Below are 24,578 nucleotides of genomic sequence, written 5' to 3' on the forward strand. Positions count from 1 at the left end.
TTTATATTGCTATCATGATGTCGACGGCTAGAGCGATTCGAGATTATCTGCGCTAAATGCACGAAGGCTCGCAAGCTTTTGGTCGGCTATCACAAAGCGAGGATCCTCCCACTCATGGGCTGCTGGCACGACGATGGTTTTCATCGAGGCCGCTTTGGCAGCAAGTAGGCCAGTAAATGAATCTTCAAAAGCTACACAGTGATCGGGCTCCACACCCAAGGCATTGGCGGCGTTAAGATAGACCTCTGGGTGAGGTTTGCCGTGTTTAAGTGCACCGGCTGACTCCACGATGGCAAATTGATCACTGAGTCCCAATGCATCCAAAGTAGGATGGATAAGCGTGAGTGGCGACGACGATGCCAAGCCCACTTTTAGTCCTGCTTGATGGCAAATTGCTAACGCGTCTTTAACGCCTGGCATCATCGGCTTTTCGTCTTTCACTAACTCAACCACACGGTCGACGATTCGCGCCTGCACATCCGCATTGGAGGAACCTTGCCAGGGCTGAGTGCGTGCGTAGTATTTGACTATCTCGTCAATTCGAACGCCTGTGGTGTCACGCGTATCCTGTAAACTGATGGAAACACCCAGCTCGCTTAAGACGTCAATTTGTGCACGTTGCCAAAACGGCTCTGAGTCAACCAACAGGCCGTCCATATCAAATATTGCGGCAGATAACATCGCCAACCTCATTCTCAGTTTGTGTGCACCGCATCCTACACCGTGAGTGTGAGTTTTGTCAGCAATTGTTCTGCTTGTGTGAGGTATGGCCCGCCGAATAAGTTGACATGGTTAAGCACGTGATAAAGGTTGTAAATGTCTTTTCGATTTTGATAACCCTCATCTAACGGCCACTCGGCTTGATAGCCGTTGTAAAAGCTTGATGGAAAACCACCAAAGAGCTCTGTCATCGCGATATCGGCTTCTCGATCGCCCCAATAACAGGCAGGGTCAAACACCACCGGACCATTGACCGACAGGCCCATATTGCCAGACCAAAGATCCCCGTGCAGTAACGAAGGTTTGGGCGTGTGGCCGACAAGTTGGGCTTTAACATTCTCGATAATGGTATCGATGTCGCCAAAATGCAGCGAGCGCTCAGCCGCCAATTGCAATTGCCAACCAATGCGTTGTTCGGCAAAAAAACGACACCATTTGCGGTGCCAACAGTTTCTCTGCTCCGTGGTGCCGATGAAATTATCGTCATCGAAGCCGTACTCTGCTTGCTCTCCCCAGCGATGATGACGCGCTAAATGTTGCCCCAACAAATAAGCCTGCGTGTCATCTATCGGTTTGATGGGCAGGTAGTTGAGCACCAAGACAGCACTGTCTTTCACGGGGCCAATAAAATACACCCGAGGAACATGAATATGGCCGCTCATCGCGAGTTGACGCAACCCTTCCGCCTCGGCTTCAAAGGCGGGGAGTAGTGCACGCTCGTTTACCTTGACGAAAAAGCGCTGATCACCGCCATCGCTAATGCAATAGGCATCATGGATATCGCCACCACTGATAGCGTGTTTTTCGGTGATCTCGAAATCAATCCCGAGTTGTTCGGATAGGTGTACAGACAGGGCATGCCACATAAGCGACTCCGTTACATCGAGGTAAAGAGGGAAGTAACAGCAACTGGTTATATATTAGCCTATGATGTCGCCCAATATCTGTGGATATGACGACAGTTTAGATAAAAAACGGCTCATAAAGAGCCGTTTAACTGTCAAGTTTGGAACGCGTTACCGATGTTAGGAGACGGATGTCAAACTTGGCAAGATACCATTTGGCATTAAGCGGTTATAGGTCCCGGTTTTGAGTAGTGCGTTGGCCTTTTCAATATCAGGGGCAAAGTAGCGGTCTTTATCATAAAACGGCACCACGCCACGCAATTCTGCTTTGGCTTGCTCCAGTCGTTCCGAGGTTTTATCGGGCGCGCGAAAGTCAATGCCTTGACTGGCCGACAGCAGTTCGACGGCTAAGATACCGCGTGTATTGCTGCTCATATCATGCAAGCGACGAGCGGCAAAGGTGGCCATGGAGACATGATCCTCTTGGTTTGCTGAGGTGGGTAGGCTGTCAATTGACGCTGGGTGAGCCAGGGTTTTGTTTTCACTTGCCAACGCGGCAGCAGTGACCTGTGCGATCATAAACCCAGAGTTAACGCCACCGTTGTTAACCAAAAACGCCGGGAGTTTGCTGAGGTTGCTATCGATGAGCAGTGCCATGCGGCGTTCCGATAAGCTGCCAATTTCTGCAATCGCCAATGCCAGGTTATCCGCGGCCATGGCAACGGGCTCGGCGTGGAAATTCCCCCCAGATATGATGTCGCCATCTTCTGGGAACACCAAGGGGTTATCCGACACTGCATTGGCTTCAGTGGTAAGCACGTCGGCTGCTTGGCGAATTTGCTGTAAGCAGGCGCCCATCACCTGTGGCTGGCAGCGCAGTGAGTAAGGGTCTTGCACTTTTTCACAGTTTTGGTGGCTGTCACCAATTTCACTGGATTCATTCAACAGATGCCGATAAGCGGCAGCGGCATCCATTTGGGTTTGGTGGCCGCGCACTGCGTGAATGCGTGGATCGAAGGGGCGGCGACTGCCGAGTGCCGCTTCCACTGATAATGCACCACAAACCGTGGCGGCGGCATACAAGTCTTCGGCCTCAAATAAGCCTTCGAGCGCAAAGGCCGTTGACGCCTGGGTGCCGTTAAGAAGCGCAAGCCCTTCTTTTGGCCCCAGCGTGATAGGAGACAGCCCCGCGATTTTTAACGCGGCTTCACCGGAGATCACTTCGCCTTTATAACGCGCTTGGCCTTCTCCCAGTAAAACCGTGCTCATATGAGCCAGCGGGGCAAGATCGCCTGAAGCGCCAACGGAGCCTTTTTTAGGAATACAGGGATACACCTCGCGGTTGACCAATTCTGCCAGTGCTTTGACAACCTCAAAGCGGATCCCTGAATAGCCTCGCGCTAAGCTCGCAATTTTGAGCACCATCATCAAGCGCACGGTGGCATCGTCCATAAACTCACCAATGCCCGCCGCGTGAGACAGTACAATCGAGCGCTGGAGCGTTTCGAGATCGTCAAGCTCAATGCGGGTATTGGCTAATAAGCCAAAGCCAGTATTGATTCCATACACCACCCGTCCTTGTTCAAGGATATCGGTGACGGTGTCGGTGCTGGTTTTCATGGTGGCTTCAATGCCGTCAGCAAACGCCAGTTGAACGGGCTCTCGGCTAACTTGTCGCAGTTGATCCAGGGTGAGCTCACCAGGTTGTAGCGTTAATGTGTACATCTTGCTCTCCTTAGCGCAGCGGTTGGTTAGGTAAGTCCAACAGCGGCAGATCGAGTTGTTCTTCTTTGGCACAATCAATGGCAATGTCATAGCCGGCATCGGCGTGGCGCATGACGCCGGTCGCGGGGTCGTTGCGCAGCACGCGTGCCACACGTTGGTGTGCATCGTCGGTACCGTCACACACTATGACAACGCCAGAGTGTTGTGAAAAGCCCATACCAACACCGCCACCGTGGTGCAAAGATACCCAGGTGGCCCCTGATGCTGTGTTTAGCATCGCGTTGAGCAATGGCCAATCTGACACCGCATCTGAGCCATCAAGCATGCCTTCGGTTTCACGGTTCGGGCTCGCCACTGAGCCTGAGTCTAAGTGGTCACGGCCAATCACAACGGGCGCTTTGAGTTCGCCATTCTTCACCATTTCGTTAAAGGCAAGGGCCAAGCGGGCACGGTCTTTGACACCCACCCAACAAATACGTGCCGGTAAGCCTTGGAATTGAATGCGCTCTTTGGCCATATCAAGCCAGTTGTGCAGGTGTGGGTCGTCCGGGATCAGCTCTTTGACTTTTTGGTCGGTTTTATAGATATCTTCCGGATCGCCCGACAGGGCCGCCCAGCGGAACGGACCAATTCCTTGGCAGAATAACGGACGAATATAGGCAGGGACAAATCCTGGGAAATCAAAGGCATTGTTAACCCCCACTTCGAGTGCCATTTGGCGAATGTTATTGCCGTAATCCAAGGTCGCCGCGCCGCGCGTTTGCAAATCAAGCATCGCTTTTACTTGTACGGCCATTGACGCTTTCGCCGCTTTCACGACCTCTGCTTCGCTTTCTTTGCGCTGAGCAGCGGCTTGTTCCATGGTCCAGCCCTGCGGTAGGTAACCGTTAAGGGGATCGTGGGCTGAGGTTTGGTCGGTGACCACATCAGGGGTGATATTGCGCTTCACCAGCTCTGGGAAAATATCAGCCGCATTGGCCAGTAACCCAATGGAAACGGGCTTACCAGCTTGATTAGCTTGCTCAATCATCTCCAGGGCTTCGTCAAGCGAGGTGGCTTTACGATCGACATAGCCGGTGCGCAAGCGATAATCGATGCGGCTTTCATCACACTCAACCGCAATCATTGAAAAGCCAGCCATGGTGGCTGCTAGCGGCTGTGCGCCACCCATGCCACCTAGACCACCGGTCAAGATCCAACGTCCCTTGGCTTCACCATCGAAATGCTTCTTAGCGACGGCAACAAAGGTTTCGTAAGTGCCTTGAACAATGCCCTGTGAGCCGATATAAATCCAGCTCCCCGCGGTCATTTGGCCATACATCATTAACCCTTGCTTATCGAGCTCATTGAAATGTTCCCAGTTTGCCCAGTGCGGCACCAAGTTTGAGTTGGCAATAAGCACACGGGGCGCATCTTTGTGGGTCGGGAATACCCCGACAGGCTTACCGGATTGCACCAACAAGGTTTGGTCGTCATCAAGACGTTTAAGCACCTCGACAATTTTATCGAAACATTGCCAATTACGGGCGGCCCGACCAATACCTCCATAGACAACTAAGCCATTAGGGTGTTCGGCCACGTCTGGATGTAGGTTATTCATTAGCATGCGAAGGGGGGCTTCGGTTAGCCAGCTTTTAGTATTTAGCTCTGGCCCGGTTGGGGCTTTAACCGTGCGTGAATCAAAACGTGGATCCGTCATGGTTACTCTCCTTGTTGGTGAATATGGTGCGACGCCGCGTGTAGCATGGTCCAAGCCATGCGAGCCGCTAATCGACTGGTTTGCTGGTCGCGATCGTAGTGAGGATTAACTTCAGTGATGTCGCACACGGGAACACGAACGCGCTGCCGGTCGGCTTCACTAAAAATGGATTGAATCAGTGGTTCAATGACTTGCACTGGGACGCCGATTGCCGCTGGTGCGCTCACACCTGGCGCGGCACTGGCGGGAAAAACATCCATATCGAGCGTGAGGTATAAGTAATCACATCCTTGGATGAATTCGCTTAATTTCGCTTTGAGTGCCGGTAGCGCAGCCACCTGCATGTCGATATCTTCTTCTACCCAGCACCCAAGTTGTGCGGCTTTATCAAAGAGTGCCTGGGTGTTGCTGGTTCGGCTTACGCCTAGGCAGGCATAGTGAAATGGCCAGCCTTTTTGCTGACAAAGCTGGGCGATCTGCGCAAAGGGTGTCCCTGAGCTACCGGCTTCGCTGATCCCTTGTGGCGTGCGCAAGTCAAAGTGCGCATCAAAATTAATGATACCGATTGTTGGTGCGTGTGTTGGTGACGTGTGGCGAGAAACATAACTGGATAAGCCTTGAAAGCTTGCCCACGCCGTTTCGTGCCCGCCCCCCAGCACCAAGACATTATGCTGTGATAGTGTTTGGTGAATGTGTTGACTTAGCCCTTGCTGTGCAAGGATGAGGTCGGTGTCATCACAGACAATGTTGCCGCCATCATAGAGGGCAGGGGCGTTGTGCCAAGCTAAATTCGCCAATGCCTGCCGGATTGTATTCGGTGCCAGAGCTGCCCCCTGACGACCTTTGTTACGAGCGACACCTTCATCACAAGCAAAGCCGTAGATCACCACGCCGCCTTGTTCACACGATGGCGTGTACGAGGTAACCGTTTGGTGCAAGCGCAGTCCGCGCTCGCCGTCCTCTGGGTCAACGCGCCCTTGCCACACACTCATGTCTGCAGGTAGATGTTTCATCCTCGTACCCCTTGATTGTCGTACCATGTTCCGCCAACGATGCGCCCGGCAAGTGGTGCGGTGCCCACCATGTAGCTAAGCTCAGCCGGTGAGTCGCAGTGCCAAACAGCAAAGTCCGCGTCAAAGCCAGGTGCTATTTGGCCTTTTTGGGTCAACCCCATCGCTTGCGCGGCATGGCGGGTTACGCCGTAAAGGTTCTCTTTGGGCGTCAAGCTAAAAAAGGTGGAGGCCATATTCATCATCAGGGTTAAAGACGCAAACGGTGATGTGCCCGGATTAAAATCGGTGGCGATCGCCATTGGCACATGATGATCACGAAGTGCTTGAATCGGTGGTTTCTGGGTTTCTCTCAAAAAGTAAAACGCGCCAGGAAGCAAGGTTGCAACCGTGCTGAACGCGGCCAAAAGCTGAGCATCAGCTTCTGACAAGTATTCAATATGATCAACGGACAAGGCGCCTGCCTTTGCGGCTGCCACACTGCCGCCAAGGTCACTGAGCTGCTCGGTGTGGGCTTTAATGTTTAAGCCATAGGCATTGGCCGCGGCATACACCTTTTCTGCTTGGTCGACGCTAAAGGCTATTTTTTCACAAAAGACGTCTACGGCGTCAGCCAGTTGCTGTTCTGCCGCGGCGGGGATCACCGAGTGACAAACATAATCAATATAATGGTCGGCATCGTGTTGATACTCAGGCGGTAATGCATGCGCCGCTAACAAAGTCGTTGAGATATTGATAGGCAAGTGCTGTTCAATGGCTCTTGCTACACGCAACATTTTGAGCTCGTCTTCGAGGGTAAGCCCATAGCCTGATTTGATTTCGATTGTTGTGACACCGTCACGCATTAACGCCTCTGCCCGAGGGAGAGCAAGCGCCAGTAATGTCTCTTCGCTGGCCGCACGGGTAGCATTCACGGTCGATAAAATCCCCCCACCTTGTTTTGCAATGGTTTGATAGGGCACACCGTTGAGGCGCTGCTCGAATTCACCGGCGCGGTTACCTGCAAACACGAGGTGGGTATGACTGTCGATCAGTCCCGGGGTGACGAGACACCCTTTTAACGACTGCGTAGGCCAATCGAGCTGCTTGGCTTGCTGTCCTACCGCAACAATTTTGCTGTTCTCGACGGCAATCGCTGTATTGGGTTGGCATTGGTAGCCAGTACTCTCACGAATATCGCTCGCCATACTGACCACATTTGCGTCGGTAAATACCTTCTTCATGGCGAATCCCTTGCTGCTTCATAAATGTCTATACAAATGTATATACAAATAAGGGCGCGAGCACAAGAGGGGTTGTAAAGGTTTTGTGATCGGCTCGATCGTTTTGGCGAGATTAGAGAGATTAATGGCGCGGAAAGCGAACCGCTAGTCGTAAGCGCCGTTTTCAAAATCCGTGATCAGTTCATCGTAGCGTCCGGATTGATGCAAGCGCTCTAGCCCTTGATTGAACGCGGAGATGTACTCATCCGTCTGTTCGATTTCTCGACTGATCAGTACATGCAATGAGGTGACACGAAAAGGGCGTGAATGACGAACGATGTTACCACGCGCTTGTTCGTCGAAATGCTTTCTGAGTATTCGCTCGGCAATGAGGCGGTTACTGATGACAATATCGACCCGGCCTCCAATGAGGGCACGAAAGTTTTGTAGTTCGGTGGTCGTGGCTTGATAGTTAATTTGCAATCCGCGTTTTTGCATTTGCTGCAGCATGTATTCGTCAAGGTAACCACGGTTAACACCAAGCTTTATACCTTCCAGATCCGCTTCTTCTTGCCAGTCAAATGCATAGTGCTTTCGGTGATAAAGGTAAACATGCTCAGGAAAGATGGGCGCCGAGTAGGCAAAGTATTTCTCACGTTCCTCTGTGTAGCCCCAAGCCACAGAGCCATCCCAGTAGCCACTTTTTGCCATCACATAGGCGCGTTTCCACGGGAAAAAACCATAGTGAACGCGATAACCACTTAGCGCCGCCGCTTCTTCAACAATATGACTGATAAGGCCTCTGTGTTTGATTTTCACTGACATTAGCGGGGCGAATTCACCGCTAGTAAGGCGGATGATTTTGTCTGTGGCGCCAGCGGTGGGAGTGATCAGCGTCAAAACGATCACGATGAATAGACAATGGCGGCTGAATAGCGTTAACACACGCGCAAACATCTCTTTACCCCGATACACGACCTTTCAACAAGCATAGCCTACCGACGCAGGTCGGCTATCTGTCTGTACGTGATGTTAGCTTATAACGTGAACCAGGATGGTAGAGTAATGCGGCGCTGACCAGCGTTTGCTGACTCCAGGTGCGGCGGTGGAGTAAAAGGCAGGGCTCATCAGACTTCATCGCCAATGCCTCTTTGACTGCTGCTGATGGATTAATCGCTTCGACACTATGCTCAATGGTGTTAACTGGGCACACTGAAGACAAGTACTCATTGGGGGTGGTCTGGTTGAAGTCTTGTTCCAGATAGGCAGGCGCAAGCGCCGGGTTCACCCAGCGCTGCTCGAGCTGGAGCGGTATCTCATCACCGTAGTGGACAATTTCGCTGTAGTAGACGTCGGTGCCTAACATCACACCCAAGCGCATTGCCACATCAACGGGCGCAGAGAGGCGTTTCAATGCATGGATGACGCTGTGATAGTGCTGACCGCGTGCAGTGACTTCATCGGCAATATTGCGAATGTCCATCAACGGTGATTCCGCTTTGGGTTCAGTAACAAACGTGCCTAGCCGCGGCGTGCGTTCGAGTAGCCCATCAGTCACCAAGTCACGAACCGCCTTATTGACCGTCATCCGGCTAACGTTGAATAGATCGCACAGCTCGTATTCGGTGGGGATACGCGTACCAACCGGCCAAACCCGTGTCTCAATTTTTTCTTCAATGTAGGCTTTGATTTGTTGATAACGAGGCGCGTTGGCCATACGGTTTCCTTGTCAAAATTGTGTATACAAATCAGGATTGATGAAGTCTCGCGTAAAATCAAGTGAATGATAGAAAACTTGATTGTTTATCACGCTGATTCTCGCGCAGAAATTATTGTTGGGATGACTTGCATCACAAATGCGGGATCTTCATAATCGTCATTCTACTCGCACTGTGCGGTTACTTACTAATCGCCAAAATACACTTCATGTGCCACTTGGTGTGTGGCACCACTGAGAAGGATTGTTATCAATGCCTCTAATTACTCTCCCTGACGGCAGTCAGCGTGCTTTTGACCATCCGGTTTCTACTTACGATGTCGCCAACGATATTGGTCCAGGCCTTGCTAAAGCTTGCATTGCCGGCCGTGTAAATGGTGAACGTGTTGACGCGTGTGATCTTATCGAGCAAGACGCCCAACTGGAAATCATCACTGCGAAAGACGAAGACGGGTTAGAAATCATTCGCCACTCATGTGCGCATCTTTTAGGTCATGCGATTAAGCAGCTTTTCCCTGACACTAAGATGGCGATTGGCCCAACCATCGACAACGGTTTCTATTACGACATAGACATGGATCGCTCGCTCACCCAGGATGACCTGGACGCCATTGAAAAGCGTATGAAAGAGTTGGCGAAAACTAAATATCAAGTCGTGAAGAAAAACGTGAGCTGGCAAGAGGCGCGCGACACGTTTGAAGCGCGTGGTGAGTCATACAAGATAGAAATCTTGGATGAGAATGTATCACGTGACGACCGTCCGGGCTTGTACCACCACGAAGAATACATTGATATGTGTCGTGGCCCACACGTGCCAAACATGAGCTTTTGTCAGAACTTCAAAGTCCTGAATGTGGCTGGCGCTTACTGGCGTGGGAATAGCGACAACAAAATGCTACAGCGTATCTACGGCACAGCATTTGCTGATAAAAAACAACTTAAAGCACACCTGGTGCGCTTGGAAGAGGCTGCCAAACGTGACCATCGTAAACTGGGTAAGCAACTTGACCTGTATCATATGCAGCAAGAAGCGCCGGGTATGGTCTTCTGGCATCACAACGGCTGGACGATTTTCCGTGAGCTAGAGCAGTTTATTCGTGACAAACTGGCTGAGTATGATTACCAGGAAGTCAAAGGGCCGCTCATTATGGATCGCGTGCTTTGGGAGCGCTCAGGCCATTGGGACAAGTATGCGGATTACATGTTCACGACGAATTCTGAGAACCGTGAATACGCACTCAAGCCAATGAACTGCCCCGGTCATGTCCAGATCTTTAACCAAGGCCTTAAGTCGTACCGTGACCTGCCGTTACGTATGGCTGAGTTCGGCAGTTGTCACCGTAACGAACCATCAGGCGCATTGCATGGTCTGATGCGTGTTCGTGGCTTTACCCAAGATGACGCGCACATTTTCTGTACCCCAGAACAGGTGCAGCAAGAAGTCAGTGCGTGTATCGAGATGGTCTATGAGACCTATCAGACCTTTGGCTTTAACAACATTGAAGTCAAGCTGTCGACACGCCCTGAAACACGTGTTGGCTCCGATGAAATGTGGGATAAAGCCGAGCAAGCCTTGAATGAAGCGTTAACGGCAATGGACATTCCGTTTGAAATTCAAGAAGGTGAGGGCGCATTCTACGGACCTAAGATTGAATTTACCTTGCATGATTGTCTCGATCGTGCATGGCAATGTGGTACAGTGCAGCTTGACTTTGCGTTGCCCGAGCGCCTAAGCGCGACCTATGTAGGGGAAGATAATGAGCGGCACACACCGGTCATGATCCACCGTGCTATCTTGGGCTCACTAGAACGTTTCATCGGTATTCTTATCGAAGAATACGCAGGACATTTCCCCGCGTGGTTATCACCACAACAAGCCGTTGTGATGAATATCACGGATAAACAAGCAGATTACGCGCAAGAGATTGCGAAAAAACTGCAAAAAGCTGGATTTAGAGCCTCTGCGGACTTGAGAAACGAGAAGATTGGCTTTAAAATCCGCGAACACACTTTGAAGCGTGTTCCGTATATGTTGGTTTGTGGTGACCAGGAAATGGAAGCTGGCGAAGTCGCAATACGGACCCGTAAAGGTAAAGATTTGGGTAAAATGAAGATTGATGACTTCTTAGCGCAGTTGCAGCAAGAAGTGCAAGATCGAACACTCAATATTGTGGAGGAATAAGGTATTAAAGGCGCAAGAAAAGCCCCGGCAAAGAAGAACGCTCATCGTCTAAACAACGAAATTCGTGGTGTTAAGGAAGTACGTCTGACTGACGCCGACGGTGAACAAGTGGGTATTGTCCCATTTGATGAAGCACTCGCCAAAGCAGAAGAGGCGACTCTTGACTTGGTAGAGATCAGTCCGAACGCTGAGCCGCCGGTTTGTCGTATTATGGATTACGGCAAATTCCTTTACGAGAAGAGTAAAGCTGCGAAAGAGCAGAAGAAAAAACAAAAGACTATTCAGGTTAAGGAAGTCAAATTCCGTCCTGGCACAGATGTAGGCGACTACCAGGTAAAACTACGCAACCTGGTTCGCTTCATTGAAGAGGGCAATAAGGTCAAGGTCACTATCCGATTCCGCGGTCGCGAAATGGCGCACCAAAGCATCGGTGTTGACGTGCTGAACCGCTTGAAAGAAGACACTGCTGAAATTGCTTCAGTAGAAAGCTTCCCTTCACGCATCGAAGGCCGTCAGATGATCATGGTTCTGGCCCCAAAGAAGAAGTAATTCTGGCTTCCAAGTAACATGCGGCTGCGCCCGTTGGGTGCAGCCGCTTTGTTCGCCAAATTGCTATGTTATTAATACAATGCGGAGTTATTCATCATGTCTAAGATGAAATCCAACAAAGGTGCTGCTAAGCGTTTCAAAAAAACAGCTGGTGGCTTCAAGTACAAGCGTGCAACCAAGCGTCATATCCTGACTAAACGTACTACTAAGAACAAGCGTCAGCTTCGTCCAAATGCGGTTCTTCCTGCGTGCGAAAACGCGCAAGTAGCTCGCATGCTGCCATACGCATAAGTTTTTAGTTTTATTATTTAGTTTAGGAGAGAGACAATGGCTCGCGTAAAACGTGGTGTACAAGCTCGTGCACGTCACAAGAGTGTAATGAAGCAAGCGAAAGGTTACTATGGTGCGCGTTCACGCGTATACCGCGTAGCTTTTCAGGCGGTAACGAAAGCTGGTCAATATGCTTACCGTGACCGTCGCAACAAGAAACGCCAATTCCGTCAACTGTGGATCGCACGTATCAACGCTGCGGCTCGCCAAAACGGTATGTCATACAGCCGTCTGATTAACGGTCTTAAAAAGGCATCTATCGAAATCGATCGTAAGATCCTTGCCGATATCGCGGTATATGACAAAGCAGCATTCTCTGTGCTGGTAGAAAAAGCGAAAGCTTCACTGTAATTTTTACAGTAAAGAATTGCTGAGAAAGGAGAGCTTCGGCTCTCCTTTTTTATTATTTATCACTGCCTAAGTAATTTAACTCTGAGCATGCAAAAGTATTCACTGCTAACGCCTACCCATTACTCGTATCATGATATAGTGTCTGAAAATACCATTAGGGGCATAACGATGAACCAATACGTCTTCTTTTGTCAGCCTAACCACTGTGACCAGTTTACTTACTTGGTCAAGGAAGCCCCCAGCTACCTTGTTGAAAAAGGCACATTGTTAGAGCAGGGAATGATCATTGAAGGGGATGTGATTGTTGCTGATTGTGCGGAGACCGCGATTGAAAAATTTCGCCAGATTAATCTCAATGCGATTGAAGATTACATTCAGCACGATCCTACCGTTGGCTTTACGACCTTTATTATGGAAATGTATCATTCGCTGCGTCGTCGTCTTGGAGCTAAATGATGATTGTCGATATCTATCAAGTTGATGCCTTTAGCGCGTCATTGTTTCAGGGAAACCCGGCAGGGGTGTGTATCTCGGCGTCCATGTTGGATGAAGCAACCATGTTGGCCATTGCCGAGGAAATGGCGGTCTCTGAAACCGCATTTCTTGCTTTAGATACCATGTCCTTACGCTGGTTTACACCGAAAGTTGAAGTCGCACTCTGCGGTCATGGCACACTCGCCACAGCTCATATTTTAGCTGAGCGTGGTGACGTCAAGATAGGTGACAATGTCACTTTTCATACGCAGTCTGGGCCTCTTGATGTGACGATTCAACGCGAGGGTATAGCCATGGCCTTTCCTGTTCCTGAGCTGACAGAAATAACGCCAAATCCACCGCGGCTAGAAGGTTTAGGTTTACGTGGCTCTGATATCCGCACGAGTTATTCTTTTGGCGAAAAAGAGCTATTGGTGGTTGATTCTGAAGACGATGTAAAAGCGCTGTCTCCGGATTTTGCCGCGTTAAATACGCACCCTGGACGTGGCGTGGTGGTGACTGCGGCAAGCTCTGATAATACGGTCGATATTGTCTCTCGCTACTTCGCTCCTTGGGTGGGGGTGAATGAAGATCCCGTGACGGGTTCGGCGCATTGCGCGCTGGCAGTGTATTGGTCACAAGCGTTGAGTAAAAAGCAGCTTATCGGTTATCAAGCATCCGCACGCGGTGGGTGTATCAAGATGACGCTTAGCGAAGACCATGTGTTGCTACAAGGCCAAGCAGTAACCGTATTTAGCGGAACGCTGGATTTAAGTAAGACCTAGCAATAATCAGCGCAACTAAAAAAAGAGGCCAAACGGCCTCTTTTTCAGTGGTGAAGTGGGCGTGTTAAGCCACTTGCACTTGTTGTTGTTCGATTTCTTCACTTGGTGTGGCGCCGGACTCAGCGCCATGCATCCAACGAATCAGCGTGCCGGATAGCGCGAGTAAGATCACACCGGAAATCGCAGCGGTTGCCGCGATACCGCCGAAGATGGCCATAGCGCCATAATCACCCACATGCGAGCCTATGATACCCGCCACATAGTTGGCAATCGCGTTAAAGCCGAACCAAGCACCCATCATCAATGAAGCCAAGCGTAGCGGCGCGAGCTTAGTGACCAAGGATAAACCGATAGGCGAGAGACAAAGTTCGCCTAACGTGTGGAAGAAGAACGCGCCCACCAGCCAAAACATTGACGTTTTCACTGTGGTATCGCCACCTTGCTCTAACACCGCGCCAATCATGCACACAAACCCCAGTGCCAACATAAATAGCGCCATCGCGAACTTCACGGGCGAACTGGGCTCTTTAGGGCCTAGGCGTACCCACAGTGAGGCTGCGATGGGTGCACAGACAATGATGAAGAAAGGATTAAGTGATTGGAACCAAGCCGCCGGTATCTCAAACCCACCAACCATACGGTCCGTATACTCTTGGGTATAAATATTCATCAAGCCACCGGCTTGTTCAAAGCCAGCCCAGAAAATAATGACAAACAAACCCATTAATAAGATGACTTTAAGGCGATCGATTTCTTGCTTCGTCAATGGAGCGTTGGTCTTGGAGTGATTGGCGTCTCGCGCTTGCTGTGCGGCTGGGACTCGACCTATTTCACCTAACCAAGAGTTGGCCATGGTTAGCTGGATCAGCAGGCTGATCACCATACCTACACCGGCGGCGAAAAAGCCATATTGCCAGCCGTAAGCGCTGGTCACAGAGCCCGAGACGAAGCCTGCTAACAATGAGCCAATGTTGATGCCCATATAAAAGATGGTAAACGCACCATCACGACGATGATCGCCTTCATCATAAAGGTCACCAACCATCGTCGAAATGTTGGGTTTTAGCAGGCCACAACCGGTGATGAGCAACGCGAGACCGGCGTATAACGTATGAACAATGTCCAAACCGTATTGTTGAGCAGGAAAAGCTAAGGTGAATTGTCCAATCGCCATCAGTGCACCACCAACGACGACAGCGCGACGTTGGCCAATGAAGTTATCGGCAATCCACCCACCAATCAGCGGCGTGATATAGACGAGGCCAGTGTAGTAGCCATAAAGTTCGAGTGCGTCTTTGGTTGACCAGCCTAAACCACCGTTGATGGTTTGATCGGTCAAATAAAGGACGAGGATGGCACGCATTGCGTAGTAGGAAAAGCGCTCCCAAAGCTCAGTGCCAAAAAGTAAGAACAGTCCCCGAGGGTGACCAAGTATTGTTTTTTGGTTTTCCATAACTATCTAATTATTCGTTGAATGATTGTTGGGTCTGCATGGGGCTAGCCGGGTGCAGGGTGTTGGCGTTAACGCCTTTGTAAAATGGCCTCCTGTATTTTGTAACAAAATATGTAAAACTAGCGTAATGGTTTTTTACCAAAATTAAAAACTATTATTCAAGCCAAATTAGCGTGGATAATAACAGTCTGTCTATTACATGTGGGATATATGACCAGAACATGCCTGTCACCTATAGTGACGTGACAGGCGTTTGCGTCTTTGCGTGGGATCAAAGGAGAGGGGATTATGTGATAAAGGTCACTCTAGCCGTGTTCAGCGATCAGGCGATGGCTTGACGTAACCACAGGGCAATATCTTCGTACATCACTTGATGACTTTGGTCTGCGTCGGCCCAGCTCATCACAAAGTGGTAAAGTTTTTCCGGGTGGTAGGCTTGTCCGACCAATTGATTAGCCAGGGTTTCTAGCGGGCCTGGCGTTAAACTATCAGTGAATAACTGGCAATCGATGATTTCTCCATGTTTCACATCCAAGTGCAGCTCAACGCCTCCCCATTCAAAACGCTCATCAAAGGTATGCATGAACTGCGGGCTGTTACCGAAATTCCACGCCCAACTGCACTGTTTTTCATAAATCGCGTCAAACCCCTCGACATCGGGCTTGGCGTCGGGAGAAATATACTCAATCTCAGTGGTATGGCCATAATGGCGGAAAAAGGCGGTTTTAATCGCGTCACACACGCGTTGGTGATCAACGTCTGGGACAAAGTCAGCGATATTGGCCACGCGGGCACGTACAGATGAAATCCCCTTGGCTTGTAGCTTTTTAGGATCAGGGTTGAGGTAGTCACCCAGTCGCGACAAGTTGGCATTAATCAAGAGCGTACCATGGTGAAAGCCGCGATCTTTGGCCTCTTTGTAGGCTGAGCCCGATACTTTTCTTGGGCCGTCGGGTGTATCCATGGTGAGGTCATTTCGGCCACTGGCTGAGGCACTGATCCCGAGCGTTTTCAGGGCATCGAGTACAATTTGCGTTGATACTGATTTATCATAACCTGGTTTACCCGCCATAAAGGTAAAATTGGTGTTGCCCAAATCGTGAAACACCGCGCCACCGCCGCTTTGTCTCCTCGCCAACACTACGGCATCTTGTTCCATTTTGCGCGTATTACACTCGCGCCATGGGTTCTGTCCGCGTCCAATGACCACCGTATTGTCATTACGCCAGAGGAACAGGACGTTCTGCTGCGAGGACATGGTTCGAAATATGGTGTCCTCCACGGCGAGGTTGAACCAAGGGTGAGTCGACGTCGAAACAAACACACGTAAGGGACGACTGGTGTCTTGCATACTGGCTCCAATTGTTCGGGAAACAAGTTATTAGGGAAACGCGGTCGGAGGCCAAGTAGAGAGTGGCCACACAAGCTTGTTTGGCAATATAGGCGCTAGAATACCAAACAATGCTTAGCGAGTTATTCGATCAACGCCCATATGCTCGATTTTTACTGGATTGAAGCGCTGAATGACCAATCTACCACCAAAATGACGCCCCTTGTGACCGGATGGCAAGGAAAAATCGCGTAAATGCTGTTTAGCGTTTGGCATTAGTCGTGGCATTAATTAGTATGTAAGGTCAATTTATTACCTGTTCTCTCAGTCAATTGGCATTGAGGCGTATTATTGAGGCGACTCTGTCAGTTTGCTTAGACAATGGGTGAAACCATGATGTCAGCAGGTATTGTCACGCACCTACCTGATTTGGACTGCCCAACGGGTCGACGAGGAAACAATGCAACAATTAGAAGAAATTCTTGCGAATGCAACCAGTGCGGTGGCCGATGCCGCCTCTGTGGCTGCATTGGATGAAGTCCGGGTTAAATTCCTAGGAAAGAAAGGCGAGCTAACCGCACAATTACAGGCGTTGGGCAAACTGCCACCGGAAGAGCGCCGCGAAGCGGGTCAAAAGATTAACCAAGCGAAGCAAACCGTACAACAAGCGATTGCTGAGCGTAAAAATGCGCTTGAGCGCGCCGAGTTGGAAGCGAAGCTTGCCGCAGAAACCATTGATGTAAGCTTGCCGGGCCGTCGTATTGAAAACGGTGGTATTCACCCCGTGACGCGTACCATTGAACGTATTGAGCAATTTTTCGGTGAATTGGGCTTCTCTGTCGCTTCTGGGCCAGAGGTTGAAGACGGTTTTCATAACTTTGATGCGCTGAATATCGCCCCAGATCATCCTGCACGTACCGATCACGATACTTTCTTCTTTAACCCTGATTTGATGTTGCGTACGCATACCTCTGGCGTACAAATTCGTACCATGGAAGCGGGTAAACCTCCATTCCGTATTATTGCCCCCGGTCGCGTTTATCGTAATGACTACGACCAAACGCATACCCCGATGTTCCACCAAGTGGAAGGGTTATTGGTCGATAAAGACATCACCTTCGCTGATCTCAAAGGGATCCTCAACGACTTCTTACGTAACTTTTTCGAGGAAGATCTGGAAGTGCGTTTCCGCCCCTCTTACTTCCCGTTCACAGAGCCCTCTGCTGAAGTTGATGTACGCCGCAAAGGCGGAAAATGGCTCGAGATCTTAGGCTGCGGCATGGTTCACCCGAATGTACTACGTGCGGTGAATATCGATCCAGAGGAATATCAAGGCTTTGCCTTTGGTATTGGCGTAGAGCGCCTAACCATGCTGCGTTATGGCGTGAATGATCTCCGTGCGTTCTTTGAGAACGATTTGCGCTTTTTGAAACAATTTAAGTAATCAGTGGGGCAAGGTAATAATGAAATTCAGTGAATCTTGGTTGAGAGAGTGGGTAAACCCAGCAAACGACACCGACGCGCTTGCCCATCAGATCACCATGGCCGGCCTCGAAGTCGATGAAATTGCACCCGTTGCTGGCGACTTTAGTGGTGTGGTTGTGGGCGAAGTGGTTGAGTGTGGCCAGCATCCAGATGCAGACAAGCTGCGTGTCACCAAAATCAATGTCGGCGAAGATGAATTGCTTGATATCGTTTGTGGTGCACCAAACTGTCGTCAAGGCCTGAAAGTCGCGGTCGCAATGGTTGGTGCGGTATTGCCAGATGACTTCAAAATAAAAAAAGCGAAGCTGCGTGGTCAACCGTCTTTCGGCATGCTGTGCTCATTTACTGAGCTAGGGATTGATGTCGAATCTGACGGCATTATCGAGCTGCCTGCCGATGCACCGATTGGTGCTGATATCCGTGACTACCTCGCACTAAACGATGTAACCATCGATGTCGACTTAACCCCGAACCGTGCTGATTGCTTGAGCCTGCGTGGTTTGGCGCGTGAAGTCGGCGTATTGAACCGCACTGATGTCACCGAGCCGACCATCACTCCGGTCGCTGCCAGCATTGAAGATAAGGTATCCGTGCGTATTGATGCACCACAAGCGTGCCCACGTTATTTAGGGCGTGTGGTAAAAAATGTGGATCTTAATGCCCAGACCCCGCTGTGGATGCAAGAGAAACTGCGCCGCAGTGGCATTCGCGCTATCGACCCTGTGGTGGATGTCACTAACTATGTGATGCTTGAGCAAGGTCAGCCGATGCATGCCTTTGATCTTAGCAAGCTTGAGGGTGGCATTGTGGTGCGTATGGCAAAAGAGGGCGAAACGCTCACATTGCTCGATGGCAACGAAGCAACACTCAATGCGCAAACCTTGGTCATTGCCGATGAGAAAAAAGCCTTGGCGATGGCCGGAATTTTTGGCGGGCAAGACTCTGGCGTCACCACAGACACGCAAGATATCTTACTCGAATCGGCGTTTTTTGCCCCTGATGTGATCCGCGGCCGTGCACGTAGCTATGGGCTACACACAGACTCCTCTCACCGTTTTGAGCGTGGTGTCGACCCAGCTTTACAAGCAGCGGCGATGGAGCGGGCGACTGAACTGCTATTGGCGATTTGTGGTGGTGAAGCGGGAGATATTGTTACCGCTGAGTCGGCAGAAACACTCCCCACTCGTGACACCGTCACTCTCCGTCGAGAGAAGTTAGATGGCCTATTGGGTCATTCTATCGATAACAGTGATGTACAAGCCATTTTGTCTCGCCTTGGCTGTGCGGTAACGGAAACCGAGAAAGGGTGGCAAGCAACGGCACCTAGCTGGCGTTTTGATATTGCCATTGAGCAGGATTTGATTGAGGAAGTCGGGCGTATTTACGGCTACGACAACATTCCAACCCGTGCGCCTAAAGCGGCACTGACGATGCGCGAATACAAAGAAGCAGCGATGCCACTGAAACGTGTCCGCGATTTGTTGGTTGACCGTGGCTTCCACGAGGCGATTACCTACAGCTTTGTTGAACCTAAACAGCAAGCGCTGATTGTTCCGGATGTTGAGCCGCTGATCCTGCCAAGCCCAATCTCTGCAGATATGTCAGCCATGCGCCTGAGCTTGCTTCCTGGGCTTTTAAACACGGTTGCCTATAACCAAAAGCGTCAGCAGCCTCGGGTGCGTCTGTTTGAATTTGGTTTACGCTTTACCCCGGAAAGCGAGGTCGGTGGTGCCGTTCGTCAATCGAGCATTCGCCAAGAAAGCATGCTTGCGGGGGTGATTGCAGGTCCTGGCAGTGAAGAGCATTGGGATCTGGCGAGCGCGACCGTTGACTTTTTTGATTTGAAAGGCGACCTAGAAGCGGTACTGGAACTCACAGGCAAGTTGAAAGACTTCCGTTTCGTGTCAGCCTCTCATCCTGCCATGCACCCAGGTCAAACCGCCGCGATAGCGTTTGACGGCAAAGTGGTGGGTCACATTGGTACCCTGCACCCTGAACTTGAGCGTGAGTTTGGCTTAAATGGCCGAACGGTGGTGTTTGAGCTAGAGTGGCAGGCCATTGACGAACGCTTTATTCCCGAAGCGGCAGGACTGTCTAAATTCCCTGCTAACCGCCGGGATATCGCGGTGATTGCTGATCAATCGCTTGCTTCTGGCGATGTGGTGGACGCATGTTTGCAAAGCGGCAACCCCTTGCTTAAGGACGCACAGCTTTTCGACCTTTACACCGGCAAAGGTGTGGAAGAGGGCAAGAAGAGCTTGGCGATCGCACTGACCTTGCAATCTGATTCGCGCACGCTTGAGGAAGCCGATATCAGTGAAGCCGTGTCTGGTGTTGTCAGCTATTTATCAGAGAAATTAGGCGTTACCTTGCGTGACTAACCTAACGTCATCCCAAAAAGCAGCGGAAACGCTGCTTTTTTTATGCCTAAATGGCCTAACATCTATCCATTTGAAAAACTGAATAAATTCACTATATTTGATGAGAAAGCGTTCAGATATTGATAAAAAAGCCTAATATTAAGCAGCTTAGCCGTCTATTGACTATGCTGGTTGAGAAAACCCTTGTAACATCTTGGTTTGAAAGGTCAATTTTTTGGACATTGTTCGTGCTTTTTTAATGTAAAAAAGTTGGCGCAAATCAGCCAGTTGGCATACACTTGTTTTGAGCTGGCCTTCAAATATCCCTAAAATACAAGGGCTAAAGGCGTATGGGCCAAGTGTAGAATGGTGGTGTCGATACTGCGGTATTGCATATGTGTTCAACAATTCTTGAGGGAAAAACCTATGGCGCTCACTAAGGCCGATTTGGCTGAGAACCTGTTTGAAAATATCGGGATTAGCAAACGGGACGCCAAGGAGACAGTCGAAGCGTTTTTCGAAGAGGTTCGGAAGGCGCTCGAAAGTGGCGAACAGGTCAAGTTATCAGGGTTTGGTAACTTCGACTTGCGAGACAAGAATGAACGTCCCGGTCGAAATCCTAAAACAGGGGAAGATATTCCGATCACGGCGCGCCGCGTGGTGACATTTAGACCGGGCCAAAAACTCAAAGCGCGAGTTGAAAACGCAGACGTTGAAGAATAACGCTGTGTGACCCCGATAGTGGTGACGACACCACACTAGAAAGCCGTGTGCCGATGCGCCACGGCTTTTTAATTTGTCTATACATGATCACATTGTGAGGGGAAAATCCTGGGTTTATTGGTTATCTCGCTGTAACGTTTTGTTGTCTAGTTGTAATAAAAGGAAGCATTATGCTGACAGCACGCCCAGGTGCCTTTATTGATGCCGCATTGACTGCACCTCATGCTTTTACCCCAGACTCATGGCGAGTAGGCTCGCTTACCTTCAATCACAGTGCCCCCGGTATTATTTCGATACAGCCCGATGTCGCCAAGGTTTCGCGTTGCGTCGTATTGTCTTCAGGTATTCACGGTGACGAAACCGCGCCCATTGAGCTCATTGACAGTCTTCTTGCCGATATAATGTCAGAGACATTTACCCCCAATGTGCCGCTATTACTGATTATTGGCCATGCCGAAGCGATTAAAGCGCACACTCGTTTTATTGAAGATAACCTCAACCGCTTATTCGGAGGCTGGAATGAGGAAAAAAACGAAGAGCACTACCTAGCCAATCAGTTGCAACAAGCGGTAAGCGATTTCTTTTCTGCTCAACCGGACAGTATGACTCGTTGGCATCTTGACTTACACAGTGCCATTCGCGAGTCCTATCATTATATGTTTGGCGTGATCCCAACGACGCCAACCCAAAAGGATGTACGTTCATTGGCGGCATTACTCAATGACGCCAAAATGGATGCGACTATTCTGTCTCAATCACCATCACCGACTTTCAGTTGGTATAGTGCCAACCACCATGATGCACTGGCTGCAACCTTAGAAATGGGCCGTGTCGCGCCTTTGTTTGAAAATGATATGCGAGAGTACGAGCCACTTGATCGCACCTTACGAGGCTTACTCAAAGCCGCTACGTTGCCGACTGAATTAGCGCCGATGCGCTTTTATCGTGTGACCCGAACCTTGACCAAGCACACGGAGCAATTTGCCCTCACGTTCCCTTCATCAGCTAAAAACTTCACACCGTTCGAGAAGGGGGCATTATTGGCCACCGACAAGGGACAAGAAATCTATGCCGAGCATGAGGGGGAAGTGGTGATCTTTCCCAATGCCAATGTCCACCTAGGTCATCGGGCTGGATTACTCGCCACGCCCTTTGACCCTAATGTCAATCAGCCACTCTTTGTGCACGCACCACAAAAAGCCTCGGCGTAGCGCTTTTCAAGCTGGCAATCAGTCGGTAAAGTGCGTCACAGTATTGGTTTAATGGATGACGCATGCGAGTGTCAGAACTCACCGCCCGCCAACAGAGCCGTTGGCGGCGCGCGTTACTTACTTTCTCGGCTTTACTGCTGTTGGTGTGTGGGCTTGCGCTGAGTGTGGGCGAGATATGGATCAATCCGTTCGCGCCTGACTCAATATTAGAGCAGCAGTTACTCTTACAGCTTCGCCTCCCTCGTGTACTGGTCAGTGTGATGATAGGGGCCTCACTGGCAATGGCCGGGGCAAGCCTACAAGTGCTATTGGGTAACCCACTCGCGGAGCCCGGTGTCTTAGGCATTTCCGGTGGCGCAAGCATTGCTGTGGTCTTACTGTTATTACTCGCACCAGCTTGGGCGTCGAGTGGCAGTATGGCGGTCACTGCCATGCTGGGCGCGAGCTTGTTTACCTTTATATTAGTGATATTAGCCCGTCGCGCTCTAGCGACGGCACGCATTTTATTGGTCGGTGTTGCTCTGAGCATTTTGGCGGGGGCAGGCGTTACCTTGGCCTTTTATTTCAGTACTGACTTTAATTTGCGCCAGTTAATGGTCTGGTTAATGGGATCACTGTCCGGCATGCGATTGGAGCATGTGGGTATACTGACAATGACCTTACCTTGCATTGCGGTATTGTGGCGATACGGACATAAGCTTGACCAGCTTATGCTAGGAGAGTCTCAGGCGCAGCAGTTAGGGCTAGATACACATCAACTACGTTGGCAATTGATCGCCTTAATTAGCGTTTTGGTCGGGGTATCTGTGGCTGTTGCGGGTGTTATTGGCTTTATTGGCCTCATTGTTCCGCATTACTTACGCCTGTGGCTTGGTAGCCGCAACCGTACCTTGTTGCCCATGTCTGCGTTGGCAGGGGCGCTATTATTGGTCAGCGCCGACACCGTTGGTCGACTTATCCTTCCCTCAGCGGAACTTCCGGTGGGGGTGGTCACCAGTGTGCTTGGTGCCCCATTATTTATTTGGATGTTGGTGAGGGCGGGATGATCGTTCACGCTAAAGATTTGAGCTTATCGCCACGTTTACTACCGATGTCCTTATCGGTTGATGCCGGGCAAGTGGTACACCTTATCGGTCCCAACGGAAGTGGCAAAAGCACCTTACTGGAACTCTTGTCGGGCTTGGAAGTGCCGCAATCGGGGAGTGTTTGGCTGCAAGGCCAACCCGTATCAGGACAAACCCGATACGATTTGGCGCAAGTGCGGGGATACCTAATGCAACAACAGCGCCCTGCGTTTGTCATGGCGGTATTTGAATACCTCAATCTCGTGCTCGATAGTGTGCAATTGGCAACCGGTGAGATTCGAGACAAGACGGTCGCGGACGTGGTGTCTCGTTTGGCCATCAGCGACAAGCTCCACCGAAGAATAGACAGCTTATCGGGCGGAGAGTGGCAACGGGTGCGATTGGCGGGCGTCATGTTGCAAGTTTCAAAGGCGTTAAATCCACATGCGCGTTTGCTTTTGCTTGACGAGCCGTCAACCGGACTTGATGTCGCGCAACAGGAAGTGATTTACCAAGAAATGACCGCCTTGGCGCGAGAGCAGGAAATCGCAGTTATCATGGCGAATCACGACTTAAACCGCACCCTAGAGCACGCGGATACGGTTGTGGTGCTTAAACAAGGTCGTGTTGTGTCACTAGGCCCACCGAAAGCGGTATTGACGGATCAGCTGCTCTCAGATGTTTTTGCCACGCCACTGGAACAGGTATCAACCGCCAATGGCCCAGTGATCATGCGCGCGTCCTCGGCATGAGTTTGAACGTTTTGACCTAACTTTCGCTGTCGTCGTTCTCAATCACGTTAAGCTTGGCGCGAATAAACTCGGCATGATCGACATAAAGCAGCTCGGCGGTTTTACGGATCACCGCTTCCTCGAGCGGATCAATGTTCTCATCGGCATACGCGACTGACCACATCGCCTCGATTAACGCTATCCGGGCTTTTGGGTCAAGGTCGCGTAATTTATCCGTATATTCATACAGCGAGGTCGCATGCTCGCTGTGTTGTCTCGCCTCCTCAAGTAATTGCTCGGCTTGTGTCACGTCGAGTGATAGCAACTGGCAAATACGGTTGCGTTTGGTTGTTCTCTCTCGCTCATCAATATCGTGATCGGCCATCGCCACTTCACTTAATAGCCCCGCCATCGCTTGGTGAAGGGATAGCCCGGATTGCTTACCGTGTTGACCGGTTTCAGCGGCGAGGGCGGATTCGAGTTTTTTAAAAAGCTGTTTTAGCATGGCTGCTCTCCCAAACTGCGGGGTTTGTTGGCCGTCATTATGCGTTTATACGCGACGAACGGCCAATGCGTTTACTTTACGCTGCCACGTTGGTGGTGAGCGCGTGGCTGGCGCGACTTTGATTCTT

Annotated in this window: 23 protein-coding genes; 12 read left to right on the forward strand and 11 right to left on the reverse strand. The window is 50.5% G+C overall.

Annotated elements, in window-relative coordinates:
- Positions 1-27 precede the first annotated feature (27 nt).
- The 8 genes from hxpB to hutC all read right to left on the reverse strand — a co-directional run bounded on the left by hxpB (position 28) and on the right by hutC (position 8,918).
- Positions 28-681, reverse strand: coding sequence for a hexitol phosphatase HxpB (gene hxpB, locus BZG25_RS01885; RefSeq protein WP_077577829.1), 654 nt, complete (start codon positions 679-681; stop codon positions 28-30).
- Positions 682-716: 35 nt separating this feature from the next.
- Positions 717-1,586, reverse strand: a complete 870-nt coding sequence (locus tag BZG25_RS01890) for a fructosamine kinase family protein (protein ID WP_046073268.1) — start codon at positions 1,584-1,586, stop codon at positions 717-719.
- Positions 1,587-1,745: 159 nt separating this feature from the next.
- Positions 1,746-3,290 carry a histidine ammonia-lyase gene (gene hutH, locus BZG25_RS01895; RefSeq protein ID WP_046073267.1) on the reverse strand — a complete coding sequence of 515 codons (1,545 nt, stop codon included), beginning with the start codon at positions 3,288-3,290 and terminating at the stop codon, positions 1,746-1,748.
- A 10-nt stretch (positions 3,291-3,300) separates the two neighbouring features.
- On the reverse strand, positions 3,301-4,989 hold the full coding sequence (gene hutU, locus BZG25_RS01900; protein ID WP_046073266.1) for a urocanate hydratase: 1,689 nt from the start codon (positions 4,987-4,989) through the stop codon (positions 3,301-3,303).
- 2 nt (positions 4,990-4,991) lie between these two features.
- Positions 4,992-6,002, reverse strand: coding sequence for a formimidoylglutamase (gene hutG / locus BZG25_RS01905; RefSeq protein WP_046073265.1), 1,011 nt, complete (start codon positions 6,000-6,002; stop codon positions 4,992-4,994).
- Positions 5,999-7,222, reverse strand: a complete 1,224-nt coding sequence (gene hutI, locus BZG25_RS01910; RefSeq protein WP_046073264.1) for an imidazolonepropionase — start codon at positions 7,220-7,222, stop codon at positions 5,999-6,001. Before hutI ends, hutG begins: the two co-directional genes overlap by 4 nt.
- A 144-nt stretch (positions 7,223-7,366) precedes the next feature.
- A complete protein-coding gene (locus BZG25_RS01915) occupies positions 7,367-8,158 on the reverse strand; it encodes an ABC transporter substrate-binding protein (protein WP_046073263.1) in 792 nt (263 codons plus the stop codon).
- Between the two features lie 55 nt (positions 8,159-8,213).
- A complete protein-coding gene (gene hutC / locus BZG25_RS01920) occupies positions 8,214-8,918 on the reverse strand; it encodes a histidine utilization repressor (protein ID WP_046073262.1) in 705 nt (234 codons plus the stop codon).
- Between the two features lie 253 nt (positions 8,919-9,171).
- Here hutC and thrS point away from each other — a divergent pair, with 253 nt between their 5' ends.
- The 6 genes from thrS to BZG25_RS01950 all read left to right on the forward strand — a co-directional run bounded on the left by thrS (position 9,172) and on the right by BZG25_RS01950 (position 13,589).
- Positions 9,172-11,100 (forward strand): threonine--tRNA ligase, encoded by a 1,929-nt coding sequence (gene thrS, locus BZG25_RS01925; RefSeq protein WP_046073261.1) that lies wholly within the window; start codon positions 9,172-9,174, stop codon positions 11,098-11,100.
- Positions 11,101-11,103: 3 nt separating this feature from the next.
- Positions 11,104-11,649: a translation initiation factor IF-3 gene (gene infC / locus BZG25_RS01930; RefSeq protein ID WP_077459463.1), complete on the forward strand. Its 546-nt coding sequence runs from the start codon at positions 11,104-11,106 to the stop codon at positions 11,647-11,649.
- 96 nt (positions 11,650-11,745) lie between these two features.
- Positions 11,746-11,940, forward strand: coding sequence for a 50S ribosomal protein L35 (gene rpmI / locus BZG25_RS01935; protein WP_025673304.1), 195 nt, complete (start codon positions 11,746-11,748; stop codon positions 11,938-11,940).
- Positions 11,941-11,976: 36 nt separating this feature from the next.
- The gene (gene rplT / locus BZG25_RS01940; RefSeq protein WP_025673305.1) at positions 11,977-12,330 is read left to right on the forward strand and encodes a 50S ribosomal protein L20; all 354 of its coding nucleotides are present in this window, start codon (positions 11,977-11,979) and stop codon (positions 12,328-12,330) included.
- 168 nt (positions 12,331-12,498) lie between these two features.
- Positions 12,499-12,786: a hypothetical protein gene (locus BZG25_RS01945; protein ID WP_046073259.1), complete on the forward strand. Its 288-nt coding sequence runs from the start codon at positions 12,499-12,501 to the stop codon at positions 12,784-12,786.
- Complete coding sequence (locus BZG25_RS01950; protein ID WP_077577975.1) at positions 12,786-13,589, forward strand: PhzF family phenazine biosynthesis protein; 804 nt, start codon at positions 12,786-12,788, stop codon at positions 13,587-13,589. The genes BZG25_RS01945 and BZG25_RS01950 overlap by 1 nt, the downstream gene beginning before the upstream one ends.
- 64 nt (positions 13,590-13,653) lie before the next feature.
- Here BZG25_RS01950 and BZG25_RS01955 read toward each other — a convergent pair whose 3' ends face one another.
- Both BZG25_RS01955 and BZG25_RS01960 read right to left on the reverse strand, forming a co-directional pair.
- Entirely contained in the window at positions 13,654-15,042 is a 1,389-nt protein-coding gene (locus BZG25_RS01955) for a peptide MFS transporter (RefSeq protein ID WP_046073257.1), read from the reverse strand.
- Between the two features lie 322 nt (positions 15,043-15,364).
- On the reverse strand, positions 15,365-16,393 hold the full coding sequence (locus BZG25_RS01960) for a lipoate--protein ligase (RefSeq protein WP_046073256.1): 1,029 nt from the start codon (positions 16,391-16,393) through the stop codon (positions 15,365-15,367).
- Positions 16,394-16,832: 439 nt separating this feature from the next.
- Here BZG25_RS01960 and pheS point away from each other — a divergent pair, with 439 nt between their 5' ends.
- The 6 genes from pheS (at position 16,833) to btuD (ending at position 23,967) form a co-directional block, all read left to right on the forward strand.
- A complete protein-coding gene (pheS, locus tag BZG25_RS01965; protein ID WP_046073255.1) occupies positions 16,833-17,816 on the forward strand; it encodes a phenylalanine--tRNA ligase subunit alpha in 984 nt (327 codons plus the stop codon).
- A 19-nt stretch (positions 17,817-17,835) separates the two neighbouring features.
- Positions 17,836-20,238 carry a phenylalanine--tRNA ligase subunit beta gene (gene pheT / locus BZG25_RS01970; protein ID WP_077638468.1) on the forward strand — a complete coding sequence of 801 codons (2,403 nt, stop codon included), beginning with the start codon at positions 17,836-17,838 and terminating at the stop codon, positions 20,236-20,238.
- Positions 20,239-20,643: 405 nt separating this feature from the next.
- The gene (gene ihfA, locus BZG25_RS01975) at positions 20,644-20,940 is read left to right on the forward strand and encodes an integration host factor subunit alpha (protein WP_046073253.1); all 297 of its coding nucleotides are present in this window, start codon (positions 20,644-20,646) and stop codon (positions 20,938-20,940) included.
- Between the two features lie 170 nt (positions 20,941-21,110).
- Positions 21,111-22,151 (forward strand): succinylglutamate desuccinylase, encoded by a 1,041-nt coding sequence (locus tag BZG25_RS01980; protein ID WP_077638469.1) that lies wholly within the window; start codon positions 21,111-21,113, stop codon positions 22,149-22,151.
- Positions 22,152-22,213: 62 nt separating this feature from the next.
- Complete coding sequence (btuC, locus tag BZG25_RS01985; RefSeq protein ID WP_046073251.1) at positions 22,214-23,197, forward strand: vitamin B12 ABC transporter permease BtuC; 984 nt, start codon at positions 22,214-22,216, stop codon at positions 23,195-23,197.
- The gene (btuD, locus tag BZG25_RS01990; protein WP_052707987.1) at positions 23,194-23,967 is read left to right on the forward strand and encodes a vitamin B12 ABC transporter ATP-binding protein BtuD; all 774 of its coding nucleotides are present in this window, start codon (positions 23,194-23,196) and stop codon (positions 23,965-23,967) included. Before btuC ends, btuD begins: the two co-directional genes overlap by 4 nt.
- Positions 23,968-23,983: 16 nt before the next feature.
- On the opposite strand, the gene BZG25_RS01995 is transcribed toward btuD, so the two are convergent.
- On the reverse strand, positions 23,984-24,451 hold the full coding sequence (locus BZG25_RS01995) for a TerB family tellurite resistance protein (protein ID WP_046073250.1): 468 nt from the start codon (positions 24,449-24,451) through the stop codon (positions 23,984-23,986).
- Positions 24,452-24,578 lie beyond the last annotated feature (127 nt).

It is taken from the genome of Salinivibrio sp. ML198 (assembly GCF_001996015.1).
GTDB lineage: Bacteria > Pseudomonadota > Gammaproteobacteria > Enterobacterales > Vibrionaceae > Salinivibrio > Salinivibrio siamensis.